Here is an 11,464-nt window from a genome sequence, read left to right as displayed (position 1 = left end):
CCCCCACCCCGGCAGCGGCGGACCGCCCCGGCCCCGCCGCCACCCCCACCGCCGGTAAAGAAGAAGCCCCACCGGCTGCGCCGCCTCGTCCGCATCGCGATGGCCCTGGTGCTGCTGCTCGCCGTCGGCACGGTCGCGGCGGGCGTGTGGATCGACTCGTCGCTGACCCGCGTCGCGGCGCTGGCCGACTACCCCGAGCGGCCGGCACAGGGCGAAGGCACGACGTGGCTGCTCGTCGGCTCGGACGGACGAGAGGGACTGACCCCCGAGCAGCAGGCCGAGCTCGCCACCGGTGGCGTGCTCGGCGGCAGCCGCACCGACACGATCCTGCTGGTGCATCTGCCCGGACTGGGCGCCGCGGCCCCGGCCACCATGGTGTCGATACCGCGCGACTCGTACGTCCCGATCCCCGGCTACGGCAGCGACAAGATCAACGCCGCGTTCTCCGTCGGCGGTCCGCAGCTGCTGGCCCAGACGGTCGAGCTGGCCACCGGCCTGCGCATCGACCACTACGCGGAGATCGGCTTCGGCGGCTTCGCGGGGCTGGTCGACGCCGTCGGCGGGGTGACGATGTGCCCGGCCGAACCCATCAACGACCCTCTGGCGGGCATCAACCTGCCCGCCGGCTGCCAGCAGCTCGATGGGCGGTCGGCGCTGGGCTTCGTCCGGTCGCGGGCGACCCCGCGGGCCGACCTGGACCGGATGGTCAACCAGCGCCAGTTCATGAGCGCGCTGGTCGCGCGTGCGGCCAGCCCGGGCGTGCTGCTCAACCCGTTGCGCTGGTACCCGCTGCTGCACGCCGCCGCGGACACCGTGACGGTCGGGACAGGCGACCACGTGTGGGACCTCGGGCGGCTGGCGTGGGGGCTGCGGGGTGACCTCACCACGGTGACCGTGCCGATCGGTGAGTTCACCGCGAACGGGTCCGGCTCGATCGTCGTATGGGACACCGAGGCCGCGCAGCGGTTGTTCTCGGCGCTCGCGTCCGACACACCGGTGCCCCAGGACCTCCTCGAGGGCGCCGGTCCATAACCGCTGAGCAAACTCTGTAGTGCGGGTCACAATGGTCACCCTAACTAAAGCAAACCTAACCTCGGTAAGGTTCACCTTCGATGAAAAGGTCCCGTGACCTGCCCTATTGTGGTGGCATGACTTCCGTTGCCGCCTCCGACGCACTCGACACGAAATTCCACAGCCTGCTCAACGACCAGGTGCGTAGCGAACTCGGCGCGTCGCAGCAGTACCTCGCGATCGCGGTGTATTTCGACAGCGACGACCTCCCGCAACTGGCCGAGTTCTTCTATCGCCAGTCGGTCGAGGAACGCAATCACGCGATGATGCTGGTGCGTTACCTGGTCGATCGCGGCGTCCGCACCGAGATCCCGGCCGTGGATCCGGTGCGCAACTCCTTCGAGACCCCGCGTGAGGCCATCGCGTTCGCGCTCGATCTGGAGCGTGAGGTCACCGACCAGATCAGCCGGCTGGCCGCCACCGCCCGCGACGAGGGCGACTACCTCGGCGAGCAGTTCATGCAGTGGTTCCTCAAGGAACAGGTCGAAGAGGTCGCGCAGATGACCACCCTGGTGCGGATCGCCGACCGGGCGGGCGCGAACCTGTTCCACCTCGAGGACTTCGTGGCACGCGAACTCGCCGCCCCGTCGGCGGACCCGTCCGCCCCCAAGGCCGCGGGCGGCGCGCTCTAAGCGCGTCCGCTCAGTCGCGTTCGGCGCCGGTCAGACCGGTCTGCAGCCAGGACTTGGTGCGGCCGGGGTGGTTCGTCGCGATCCAGGCCACCCCGAGGTCGCGGCAGTACTGCACGTCCTCGTAGTGGTCGACGGTCCAGCAGTACAGCGCGCGGCCCTGCGCGGCAGCCCGGTCGACCAGCTCCGGATGTTCCCGCAGGGTCGCGATGGACGGACCCACCGCGGTCGCGCCCACGGTGGTGGCCGCGCTCCCCCCGAGATAGCGCGAGGTCTCGCCCAGCAGCACCGTCGGCAGCAGCGGCGCGGCACGGCGGATCCGCCACACTGCCGCCGCCGAGAAGGACATCACCACCGCGCGGGACAGATCGGCCGAGGCGGGCGACGCGATGCCGTAGCGGTGCAGCAGCGCCAACACCTTGCTCTCCACCAGCGCGCCGTACCGCACGGGATGTTTGGTCTCGATGAACATCTTCACCGGCCGGTTCCAGTCCATGACCAGGGACACCAGGCTGTCGAGAGTCAGCAGACCGGTGTCGCCGATGCTGCCGTCGTCCTTCCAGCTGGGATGCCAGGAGCCGAATTCCAGATCGCGCAGCTGTGCCAGCGTCATGTCGCTGACCAGTCCGGAACCGGTGGACGTGCGGTCCAGCCTGCGGTCGTGCAGGCACACCAGATGCCCGTCCCGGGTCAGCCGCACGTCGCACTCGACGGCGTCCGCGCCCTCCTCGAGAGCGAGCTCGTAGGCCGCCAGGGTGTGCTCGGGACGCCCGGCCGAGGCACCCCGGTGAGCGACCACGAATGGATGACCGCAGAAAGTCCCGCCCGAGCTCATATCGCTATGCTGCCGGGTTCTCCCCGGCGCTCTCAACCGCACGCGCGGGTTCGGGGCGCTCCGGTGCCTCGGATTCCTCGGCACCGGCGGCGACCATGACCCACCGCCGGGCTGGTTTTTCCACCGGCTGCTGTTCGAAACCGAGGAACACCTTGAGCGCGGCCAACAGCGCGGCGGCCGCGAACAGATACGCCACGATCGTGGTGACGGTGTTGTCGGCGATGCCCTGCGGGTCGGCCGTGAAGCTGGTCGCGAATGCGAACACCGACACCACGGTGCTGGCCACCCACAGCAGCCACCACACCAGGATCGACCGCTGCAACCAGCGCAGCCGGGCCTCGGTCCCGGCGAGCTCGATCACGAACACCGGCGCCCAGAGCAGGTTGACGAACGGGACCAGGCAACCCAGCCGTAGCGCCCACCCGGGCCTGGGCTCGGCCTGACCGGCGTGGGCGAACGCAACTGCCCGACGCGCGATCAGCCAGTTCATCAACACCACCACGCTCGCCACGGTCATGAACACCGCCGCGACGCTCACCGCGACACCGCCCCAGGTGGCCGCGCCCGCGACCCACGGGTTCAGCAGCACCGACCGGTTGATGATCAGCAGCACGTAGCGCACCAGATGGACGAACGCCGCCGCTCCCAGCGTCGCGGCCGTCACCACGAGCGTCATCTGCACCGCGGTCGGCGACGGTCCCTTGCGCTGGGCCGCGGGTTCGACGGCGCTCTCGAAATGTTCGACCAGACCCCACCGCGGGATGCCCTGATAGCGCGGGGTCGGACCGAGCTCACGGCGTCCGCGGCGGGGATGTGGTGGCGCGCCGGGCCGTACCGCCACCCAGCGATAGCCGGACGGCAGCGGTTGCCCCTGGCGCTTCGGGTCCGGGTGCGGGCTCTGGCCTGGACCCCAGCCCTGTCCGGAAGCATGGCCCGACGGTGCGAGCAGCGTGCCGCGACAGCGCGGGCACCACACCCGCTGCCGGTCGCGCACGTTCCACCGCGTCCCGCACTGGGAACACACTTGGATCATCGGACCAGAGTAAGTCAGACCGTGCCTGCGTCTCCGCGGTCGGTGACGACCGGGCGTCCGGCTCCGGCCCAGGCCAGCATCCCGCCGGTGACGTTGATCGGGTCGTAGCCGTTGCGCGCCAGGTACTGCGCGACGCGCTGCGAACGGCCGCCGACGTGGCAGACCACGAACAACTGCGCCTGGGTGTCGATCTCGGCCAGTCGGGCGGGGACGTCCCCCATCGGGATGTGCTGAGCGCCCGGCGCGTGACCGCGCTGCCACTCGTCGTCCTCGCGCACATCCAGCAGGACCACGGCCTCGTCGAACTCGACCGGAACGTCGCCGATCGCCGCCTGCGGCACCTCGGTGTCATCCATGACCTCATGCTGGCACGTGCCCGCCCGAGTGGCCAGAACGGGTCGGCAGCAATACCGCCGGGGCCGGGGCTATCCACAGTTTCCACAACTTCATCCACAGGCGGTCGGGCCCCGGACCGGCCCATGAGCCGCTGGTCGGCCCGTTCCTGGGGATAACCCGCCCCACCTGCGCTCAGGTAGTCAACAGGGGACACACGGCTTGAGCGAAATATTTAGTGACACTAATCAGTTTCGCGCTCCGATCGCGATTCGGTGCTCGATTTCTCAGCGGCAGACGACAGGCGTTATGATCGCCGTCACACGCGCCGATGTGTGATCGATCTCACTGAAGCGGTGACCGGGGAGGTACAGACGTGCTGGTGAGGAGCTTCTGATGGCGTCGTCTTCGATGGGCTCGGGGTCGGCATTCCAACCCTCTGAATGGCAGTCCTCTGCGCGCGCCTACACCCGCGGCCAGCTGATGGCGTGCCTGCGCGCAGGGCTCATCGCGCTGGTGCTGCTCGGCGTTCTCGCGCTGATCGTCCTGTACTGACCGAGCGCGATCAGTCCGCGCGACGTGCCGGCAGCCGCCAGACCACGCGATAGCTCCCCACGGCGGAAACCGGGCCGAAGTCATGCGAATCGCTGGCCCCGACCGCGCGTGGATTGTCCGACCGGGCTTCGAACACCGTGCCGTACACCTCCCCCACGCGTTTGACGAGCCAGCGGGTCGACGTGTGCGGGTGGCGGAACACCCGGAGCTGACCGGCGCGCGGGCTGCCGCCCCGCCAGGCCAACAGCATGTCGCCGGGCTTGAGCGTCGGAAGCATCGAGTCCTCGACCACCACGAAACGGCGTACCGGCCAATCGAACCCGGACGTCCGTGGCCCATGGCTTCCCCGCATCGGCTAAGGGTAAGTTAGGGCCATGCTGCATCGACTGTTCGCCAACGCCACCCCTGCCCACGCCCACTGCGATCTGTTCTGCGGCGTCTACGACCCCGCGCAGGCCAAGATCGAGGCGCTGTCCTGCCTCAAGACGATCCAGAAGTACCACGACTCCGATGACGAGCACTTCAAGACGCGCGCCATCATCATCAAGGAGCGCCAGGCCGAAGAGGTCAAGCACCACCTGATGGTGCTGTGGGCCGACTTCTTCACCAAGGACCACTTCGAGCAGTTCCCGAACCTGCACCAGCTGTTCTGGGAGGGCGTGAAGGGCGCCGGTGACGTCAAGAAGTCGCTCGACGCCGCCGTGGCCGAGAAGCTGCTCAAGACGATCGACGAGATCTCCGACATCTTCTGGCAGACCGACAAGGGCAAGCAGATGGGTGTCTACCCTCCCGCCTGACCCGTTACCTGACCTATAGCCGGCTCGGTCTTCGACCGAGCCGGCTTTGTTTTGCCCGTTGGCAGTCGTGTCCCCTTGTCTGCCAATGCGTTTCTCCAGCATTCTGTACGAATCGACCCAGGGACGTGTCGGGCATTGGTACGGATGCCAGGAGGCGGAATGGAATTCGGGGCCGGGCGGGCGATCGAGGTCGCCCCTTTTCACTCTCGTGGGTCTCTCAAGGGATTCGTCGTGTCCGGGCGCTGGCCGGATTCCACAAAGGAATGGGCGCAGCTGCTCATGGTGGCAGTGCGCGTCGCGTCGATGCCGGGACTGCTGTCCACCACGACGATCTTCGGCGTCCGCGAGGAACTGCCGGAAGCGCCGGAGCCGGGCACGGTCGGCCTGGTGTTGGCCGAAGGCACCGTGATCGGGGACGCGGCCGTGCCGCCGGGCCATTTCGCCGACCGCCAACCCCCGGCCCTGATGATGTTGCATCCGCCGTCCGAGACCACGCCCTCGCTGCCGGAGTGCACCGGCGCGGCCTCGGGATGTGTGCTGCTGCCCGGGCTGCCGCACCTCGGGTTGGAGCACCGGGCGGCATGGGTCGAGGCGGAGTCCGACGGCACGGTGACCTCGATGGTCAGCCGGGTCGGCGTGGATCCGATCAGCCACCCGGACACCGCCATTCTCGCGATGCTGCTGGCGGCTTGAGCCCGGGCGCGTCGGTATTTTTGTCAGGACATTGACAGGGTTATGGCAGGACACTGCCTTCCTGAATGCCACTGGCTACTGACACCTTCCGGACTCCCCGCCGGGGCTGTGATCACCGGTGTTTGCCGCGTCACATGCCGCGAAGCCGGTTCCCATGCCGGGTGTCAGCCCGGCCCTTCTTACCCTCCAGCAAACCTTGAGAATTCAGGGCCTCCGGCGGGAGATCGTTGCCGGTGACACATAGGGCAACTTATGTGACGGCAGGCCCGGGGAAGACGCGCGTATGCTTGCTACGGAGCCGTTATTATTTGCTTAACCGCACGTACTATGGCAGTGCGAGGCGCGAATACTGACGCCGTTCACGACAGCAGCGGCGCTCCCGGGATGTGGACCGAGTTGACTGATACGAGGTTTGCACTTGGTTGTGGCCAGATGTGTGTCTACGATAATCAGCAAATACGCCGCCCGATGAACCCGCTCGCCTGTATGTGGAGGTCAATCCGATGAGCAATACGTTTGCCGCTCGCCTCAACCGCTTGTTCGACACGGTCTACCCGCCGGGACGTGGCCCGCACACCTCGGCGGAGGTGATCGCAGCGCTCAAGGCCGAGGGTGTCACGATGTCGGCTCCCTACCTGTCGCAGCTGCGTTCTGGCAATCGCACCAATCCCTCGGTCGCGACGATGGCCGCGCTTGCCAACTTCTTCCGCATCAAGCCCGCGTACTTCACTGACGACGAGTACTACGAGAAGCTTGACAAGGAACTCACCCTGCTCGCCGGCATGCGGGACGAAGGGGTTCGCCGCATCGCAGCCAGAACCGTGGGGCTGTCGGCCGAAGCCAAGCAGGACATCGTGCAGAAAGTCGACGAACTGCGTCGGCGCGAAAATCTCGACTGATTAGCCTTGCGGCGGTCGTCGGCGATCAGCCGGCAACCGCACCGCCGTCGGCGTGTTCCGAGACGGCGTCGTAGGCACCAGCGGTCAGGCGGCGGTACTGACGCGCGATCTCCAGAATCCACTCGCGATCCGAGTACGTAGCGGGCTGACGCAACCACGCCAGCCCAGGGAACTTCTCGCGCCCGTCGCCTGCGGCGCCGTGGCGTCCCTCGTGAATCCAGGCCGCGACGGCGGTCGCCTGCTCGTCCGGCGGCACGTCGGGGGCCTGCAGCTCAGCTCGTTGGACGAGCTCCTCGAGGTCGGTGACCTCGGTCCCGCTGCTGTCGACCGGACGCAGCGCACCGTCGGCCGCGGTCGCCTCCAGGAACAGCGCATCGGAGATCAGTGACATCCGCTCGGCGACCCGGAAGACCAACGGACCGCGCGGCCGGACGCCGATCCCGACATCGGGGTGGCGCCGGCCCAGTTCCTCGAGCAGCGGCTCGATCAGGTGTAGCTCCCGGCGGGCGCCGAACCAGTCCTCCAGGCTGGGCAGCAGGGATCCCGCCGCGACGATCAGCATCGCACAGCCCAGCAGCGTGGCCGCGGTGCCGATGCCCACCAGCTCGGTCGTACCCACCGCGCGGAGCACGAAGAACGCCAGGGCCAGCACGATCAGCACGATGCCCACGGTGAAGACGAACAGCGCCCGGCCCCGCCTGGTCCGGTTGGAGAGCCGCAGTCCCGCCCATGCCACCAGGCTCAGCGCCAGCAGCACGTACAGCAACGGAAGCAGCCAAGGCCACGTGTTTCCGCCGGATCCCAGGTTTCGCCGCAGGTACTCCTCGGGGGCCATCTCCGGCTGCTTGTCCGCTGCTAGGAAGACCGCGAAGCTGATCGACGCGATCACCGCGGCCACCCCGTACTGCGCGACCGCGATGCGCTTTGCGGTGGCCTGCGCGCGGCTGGAGGAGACCGTGGTGATCATCACGCAGCTACCGGCCGCGCAGGCCACCAACGCGACCTGGCTGAGGCCCATGGCGATGTTGGGCCAGCGCAGCACGGTGTCGATCAGCAGCGTCAGCGGCGGCCAGTTGAGCGCTGCGACCACGCCCAGGCTGCCGAGCGCCAGGATCATCGCGGTACTCACCAACGACTGCTTGTTGACCAACGCCCAGCCGATACGGAGGCCTGTGGCCAGCCCGAGAAGGCCGGCGATCACCCAGACGATCAACCAAACGCCTCTCCGAGCCGGACCTGCACGATCGAGGCGCGGTCCGAAGGCAGTCGCCCCAGCCGGTAGATCAGCAGCGCGGCGAAGTCCTCGGCCTCCTGTTCGGCTTCCTCGCCGCTGGGCCCCATGCAGCCGGTGCGCTGGTTGAGCATGTATCCGATCAGGTCCGAGCTGGCCAGCTCGGTGCTGTCGAGCGCCGCCTGGACGACCGGGATGCCCTCGTGGCCGAGCACCAGATGGCCCAGTTCATGGGCGAGCGTGCGATCCCAGGCCGGGAGGCCCTGCTGGATCAGGAAGACGTCGCGGTCGGCGTACTGGCGCCACTGCCCGCACACCCCGGGCGGCAATTCGGCCGTCGCGAGTTCGATGGGCCGGCCGCGGCTTTCGCCGACGGCCTCGACCAATCGAGGCAGCGAGACCTCACCCCGGCGCGGGGCGAGGTCGAGCACTTCACCGACCGCTCGCGTGACGCTGCGGCTCGCGGGCATTGAATCCCCCTCTCGATGGATCAACTATGCGCTGCCCGTCCCCGTGGGAGGGGCAGAACCGTCAGTTCATGAAGCGCGCAGTCCCACCGGTGCGCACCCCCTGCCCTGCCTTGGCCTGGCGATAGCCGACCAGGCCGCCGGCCCCGGTCAGGGCGAGCAGTCCGGCCAGCCCCGGTAGGGCCAGCGCCGCGATCTGCGACAGCCCGGCTGCACGCAGATACTCGCCGTAACCGACGCGCGCCGCCGACGCGGGAACGGCCGTCTCGCCGGTGGCGGGCGTGGTGGCGGACCGGGCCGGCGGCGGGGTCTCGGCGAGCCGAACCGCTCCCCCAGATGTGCCGGCACCCTGGCCGGCACCGACCGGCGCAGCGGTGCCGACGCCCGGAACGGTCACGACGATCGGCACAGTGATCGGCGCCTCCGGGACGTCCCCGTCGGCGGCGCCGATTCCCGGGACCGCGTCCAGCACGCCCGGCGGTTCCCCGGCCGGCAGTTCGGCACCCGGCCCGACCACACCGCCCGGGATCGGCCGGATGGACGGCATCCCCTCCGGTGGCCGGTCGCCGTAGACACCCTCGGATCGAGGGACCTCCCCGGGTTGCCCGGGCCACGGCCAGCCCGGCGCACAGTCCGGGTCTGCGTCCTCGCAGCAAGGCCGGGGCTCCACCGCGTCGTCCTCGCCGCGGGGACCGGAGGCGGGTGGCGGCACGGTGTCCGCGGGGTCCGGGGGGTCGACGGGGTCCGCGGGTTCTTCCGGCGGATCCTCGGGCGGATCGGAGGCGGGGTCCTCGACGGGGTCTCCGCTGTCGACGGAGTCCGGCTCGCCTTTCGGCAGGTCAGGACGTGCCGCATCCCCGTCGGCGCCGCCGACGACACCGTCCACAGCCCTTGGGCCGGACTCGGCCGACGCGGTCGGGACGGCGCCCACGAGCAGGCCGGACAGCACCATGACGGTTGCTGCAACGACCCGCGCACCCACGTCGTCACCCCCTTCGGCGGACCGGCCGCCGTCTGACCCCGATGTGGGTCGATTCTCGCACAATCGGCTCGCGCTGTTTGCTGCGACGATCACATCGCCCGGCGGGCGGGGCGTGCGGACATCCCGTCCGGCGGCAAACGCTAGTGTTGATCACCGTCACCGCCGGATATCCGGCGGATGTGCCCATGAGTTGACCGGGAGGCCGCAGGGATGAGTCTGTTCAAGCGACGTAAATCCCGTGCGACCCGAAGGGCCGAGGCCCGCGCCATCAAGGCCAAGGCCAAGCTCGAAGCGAGGCTGTCGGCGAAGAACGAGGTGCGCCGGTTCAAATCCGAGCAGAAGGCACAGGCCCGCGCGCTGCGCTCGCAACTGAAGGCGCAGCGCGACAGCGACCGTGCCGCGCTGAAGGTAGCTGAAACTCAGCTGAAGGCAGCGAGTGAGGGCAAGCTGTTCTCTCCCAGCCGGATCCGGAGGGCGCTGACCGTATCGCGTTTGCTGGCTCCGGTGGTGGTGCCGCTGGTGTACCGCGCTTCGATCTCCGCGCGCGGCTTGATCGACGAACGCCGCGCCGACCGGCTCGGGGTGCCGTTGAGTCAGCTCGGCCAGTTCTCCGGACACGGCGCGCAGCTGTCGGCCCGGATCAGCGGTGCCGAGCACTCGCTGCGCCTGATCGCCGAGAAGAAGCCGAAGGACGCCGAGACGAAGCAGTTCGTCACCGCCATCACCGAGCGGCTGACCGATCTGAATGCCGCCGTCGCCGCGGCCGAGAACATGCCGTCGGCCCGCAGGCGCGCCGCGCACGCGGCGATCGCCGAGCAACTCGACGGCATCGACGCCGACCTGATGGCCCGATTGGGCGTGGTCTGACCCGTTGTCCAGAGCCCCGGCGCGACTGCGCGGCGCGGCTGCAGGTCTGCTGACGGCAGCCCTGACGCTGGCTGCGCACAGTGTCGGCGGCGGGGTCGTCCCGGCGGGTGCGTCGACGGTGCAGCTGGCGCTGATCGCGACGATCGTCGGGGCCCTGGCCTCGGCGATGCCCCGCGCCGACGGCGTACCGGTGCTGATGAGCGTGCTCGGCGCCGGTCAGCTGGCCGGCCACGCCGCGCTCGCGGCCCAGCACCACACACATGCCGCGCCGCCCGCGTGGGCGATGCTGTCGGCCCACACGCTGGCGGTGGGGATCGGGGCGGTGTTGATCGTCGCCGGGGCGCGGTTGTGCCGTGCGCTGTCCGCGGTCGTGCGCGTCGTCGGCGCCCGCACCCTGCCGACACCCGCGGCGCCGGGAAACGTCGCGGCCAGATTCGTCGAGCATCCGATGCGCTCAGCGCTGCTGCTGGCCTGCTCGAAGTCGCATCGAGGGCCACCGGTCGCGCTGCCCCGCTGACCGAGACCTTCCGATCGACAGAGAAAGCCAATCGAATGACTGCAGTACCGCGTGCGATGCACGCATTCCTGGTGGTGGCCGTGACACTCGGCCTCACCGTCGGCGCGCTGGGTTCCGCCGCATCGGCCTGGGCGCACGCCGCCCGCATCGCCAGTGACCCCGCCGAGAACACCGAGTTGGCGCGGCCGCCCGCCACGGTGAGCGCGACGTTCAACGAAGCGATGCAATCCCAGTTCGCCGCGATGACGGTGATCGGCCCGGACGGCGACCAGTGGTCGGAGGCCGATGTCACCGTCGACGGCGCCGTGATCAGCGTGCCGGTCCGGCCCGGCGGCCCCGCAGGCGAGTACACGGTGAACTACCGCGCGACCTCCGCCGACGGCCACGTGGTGACGGGATCGTGGTCCTACCGCGTCCTGACCGCCGACCCCGCGGGCACCACGGCACCGGCGAGCCCCACGGAGCCACCGCCGGGTGCCCCGGCAGCCGCACCCGCAGAGGCAGACAGCTCCGACGGCGGGGTGCCGGTCTGGCCGTTCGCGGCGGCGGCCGCGG

Annotated in this window: 16 protein-coding genes; 9 read left to right on the top strand and 7 right to left on the bottom strand. The window is 69.4% G+C overall.

Annotation, left to right across the window (positions count from 1 at the left end; genetic code table 11):
* Window positions 1–1,032, top strand: a 1,032-nt coding sequence (locus tag MVA01S_RS25485) for an LCP family protein (protein WP_255251721.1), incomplete at its 5' end; no start/stop codon positions are given.
* A gap of 116 nt (window positions 1,033–1,148) precedes the next feature.
* Window positions 1,149–1,703 (top strand): ferritin, encoded by a 555-nt coding sequence (locus tag MVA01S_RS25480; protein ID WP_003931312.1) that lies wholly within the window; start codon window positions 1,149–1,151, stop codon window positions 1,701–1,703.
* 10 nt (window positions 1,704–1,713) lie between these two features.
* Here MVA01S_RS25480 and MVA01S_RS25475 read toward each other — a convergent pair whose 3' ends face one another.
* The 3 genes from MVA01S_RS25475 to MVA01S_RS25465 are packed head-to-tail and all read right to left on the bottom strand — an operon-like array spanning window position 1,714 to window position 3,924.
* Window positions 1,714–2,535, bottom strand: coding sequence for a glycerophosphodiester phosphodiesterase (locus MVA01S_RS25475; protein ID WP_040541701.1), 822 nt, complete (start codon window positions 2,533–2,535; stop codon window positions 1,714–1,716).
* Between the two features lie 4 nt (window positions 2,536–2,539).
* Entirely contained in the window at window positions 2,540–3,568 is a 1,029-nt protein-coding gene (locus MVA01S_RS25470; RefSeq protein ID WP_040541703.1) for a DUF4328 domain-containing protein, read from the bottom strand.
* Between the two features lie 14 nt (window positions 3,569–3,582).
* Window positions 3,583–3,924 (bottom strand): rhodanese-like domain-containing protein, encoded by a 342-nt coding sequence (locus tag MVA01S_RS25465; RefSeq protein ID WP_003931315.1) that lies wholly within the window; start codon window positions 3,922–3,924, stop codon window positions 3,583–3,585.
* Window positions 3,925–4,297: 373 nt separating this feature from the next.
* Between MVA01S_RS25465 and MVA01S_RS31615 the strand changes: the two genes are divergently transcribed.
* On the top strand, window positions 4,298–4,456 hold the full coding sequence (locus tag MVA01S_RS31615) for a hypothetical protein (RefSeq protein WP_003931316.1): 159 nt from the start codon (window positions 4,298–4,300) through the stop codon (window positions 4,454–4,456).
* Window positions 4,457–4,466: 10 nt separating this feature from the next.
* On the opposite strand, the gene MVA01S_RS25460 is transcribed toward MVA01S_RS31615, so the two are convergent.
* A complete protein-coding gene (locus MVA01S_RS25460) occupies window positions 4,467–4,808 on the bottom strand; it encodes a S26 family signal peptidase (RefSeq protein WP_051015302.1) in 342 nt (113 codons plus the stop codon).
* A gap of 22 nt (window positions 4,809–4,830) precedes the next feature.
* Here MVA01S_RS25460 and sodN point away from each other — a divergent pair, with 22 nt between their 5' ends.
* The 3 genes from sodN (at window position 4,831) to MVA01S_RS25445 (ending at window position 6,845) form a co-directional block, all read left to right on the top strand.
* Complete coding sequence (sodN, locus tag MVA01S_RS25455) at window positions 4,831–5,253, top strand: superoxide dismutase, Ni (RefSeq protein ID WP_003931318.1); 423 nt, start codon at window positions 4,831–4,833, stop codon at window positions 5,251–5,253.
* A 159-nt stretch (window positions 5,254–5,412) separates the two neighbouring features.
* Window positions 5,413–5,946 carry a hypothetical protein gene (locus MVA01S_RS25450; RefSeq protein ID WP_003931319.1) on the top strand — a complete coding sequence of 178 codons (534 nt, stop codon included), beginning with the start codon at window positions 5,413–5,415 and terminating at the stop codon, window positions 5,944–5,946.
* A 503-nt stretch (window positions 5,947–6,449) separates the two neighbouring features.
* Window positions 6,450–6,845 (top strand): helix-turn-helix domain-containing protein, encoded by a 396-nt coding sequence (locus tag MVA01S_RS25445; RefSeq protein WP_003931320.1) that lies wholly within the window; start codon window positions 6,450–6,452, stop codon window positions 6,843–6,845.
* A gap of 25 nt (window positions 6,846–6,870) precedes the next feature.
* Here MVA01S_RS25445 and MVA01S_RS25440 read toward each other — a convergent pair whose 3' ends face one another.
* From MVA01S_RS25440 to MVA01S_RS25430, 3 genes are all read right to left on the bottom strand, one after another.
* Entirely contained in the window at window positions 6,871–8,058 is a 1,188-nt protein-coding gene (locus MVA01S_RS25440) for a hypothetical protein (protein ID WP_040541705.1), read from the bottom strand.
* Window positions 8,055–8,546: an ImmA/IrrE family metallo-endopeptidase gene (locus MVA01S_RS25435; protein ID WP_003931322.1), complete on the bottom strand. Its 492-nt coding sequence runs from the start codon at window positions 8,544–8,546 to the stop codon at window positions 8,055–8,057. Before MVA01S_RS25435 ends, MVA01S_RS25440 begins: the two co-directional genes overlap by 4 nt.
* 61 nt (window positions 8,547–8,607) lie before the next feature.
* Window positions 8,608–9,525, bottom strand: a complete 918-nt coding sequence (locus MVA01S_RS25430) for a hypothetical protein (RefSeq protein ID WP_040541707.1) — start codon at window positions 9,523–9,525, stop codon at window positions 8,608–8,610.
* Between the two features lie 210 nt (window positions 9,526–9,735).
* Here MVA01S_RS25430 and MVA01S_RS25425 point away from each other — a divergent pair, with 210 nt between their 5' ends.
* The 3 genes from MVA01S_RS25425 to MVA01S_RS25415 all read left to right on the top strand — a co-directional run.
* Window positions 9,736–10,392: a DUF6474 family protein gene (locus MVA01S_RS25425; protein WP_003931324.1), complete on the top strand. Its 657-nt coding sequence runs from the start codon at window positions 9,736–9,738 to the stop codon at window positions 10,390–10,392.
* Window positions 10,393–10,396: 4 nt separating this feature from the next.
* Window positions 10,397–10,909 (top strand): hypothetical protein, encoded by a 513-nt coding sequence (locus MVA01S_RS25420; protein WP_003931325.1) that lies wholly within the window; start codon window positions 10,397–10,399, stop codon window positions 10,907–10,909.
* 35 nt (window positions 10,910–10,944) lie between these two features.
* Window positions 10,945–11,464, top strand: a 520-nt coding sequence (locus MVA01S_RS25415) for a copper resistance CopC family protein (protein ID WP_060941737.1), incomplete at its 3' end; no start/stop codon positions are given.

It is taken from the genome of Mycolicibacterium vaccae NBRC 14118 = CIP 105934, assembly GCF_001552715.1.
Classification (GTDB): Bacteria; Actinomycetota; Actinomycetes; order Mycobacteriales; family Mycobacteriaceae; genus Mycobacterium; species Mycobacterium vaccae.
The sequence above is the reverse complement of the archived record's forward strand: the minus strand, read 5'-3'. Positions and strand labels throughout refer to the sequence as shown.

Coding starts and splice junctions, on each gene's coding strand:
- MVA01S_RS25480 (WP_003931312.1), top strand. CDS start 1,149: ATGACTTCCGTTGCCGCCTCCGACGCACTCGACACGAAATTCCACAGC.
- MVA01S_RS25475 (WP_040541701.1), bottom strand. CDS start 2,535: ATGAGCTCGGGCGGGACTTTCTGCGGTCATCCATTCGTGGTCGCTCAC.
- MVA01S_RS25470 (WP_040541703.1), bottom strand. CDS start 3,568: ATGATCCAAGTGTGTTCCCAGTGCGGGACGCGGTGGAACGTGCGCGAC.
- MVA01S_RS25465 (WP_003931315.1), bottom strand. CDS start 3,924: ATGGATGACACCGAGGTGCCGCAGGCGGCGATCGGCGACGTTCCGGTC.
- MVA01S_RS31615 (WP_003931316.1), top strand. CDS start 4,298: ATGGCGTCGTCTTCGATGGGCTCGGGGTCGGCATTCCAACCCTCTGAA.
- MVA01S_RS25460 (WP_051015302.1), bottom strand. CDS start 4,808: ATGCGGGGAAGCCATGGGCCACGGACGTCCGGGTTCGATTGGCCGGTA.
- sodN (WP_003931318.1), top strand. CDS start 4,831: ATGCTGCATCGACTGTTCGCCAACGCCACCCCTGCCCACGCCCACTGC.
- MVA01S_RS25450 (WP_003931319.1), top strand. CDS start 5,413: ATGGAATTCGGGGCCGGGCGGGCGATCGAGGTCGCCCCTTTTCACTCT.
- MVA01S_RS25445 (WP_003931320.1), top strand. CDS start 6,450: ATGAGCAATACGTTTGCCGCTCGCCTCAACCGCTTGTTCGACACGGTC.
- MVA01S_RS25435 (WP_003931322.1), bottom strand. CDS start 8,546: ATGCCCGCGAGCCGCAGCGTCACGCGAGCGGTCGGTGAAGTGCTCGAC.
- MVA01S_RS25425 (WP_003931324.1), top strand. CDS start 9,736: ATGAGTCTGTTCAAGCGACGTAAATCCCGTGCGACCCGAAGGGCCGAG.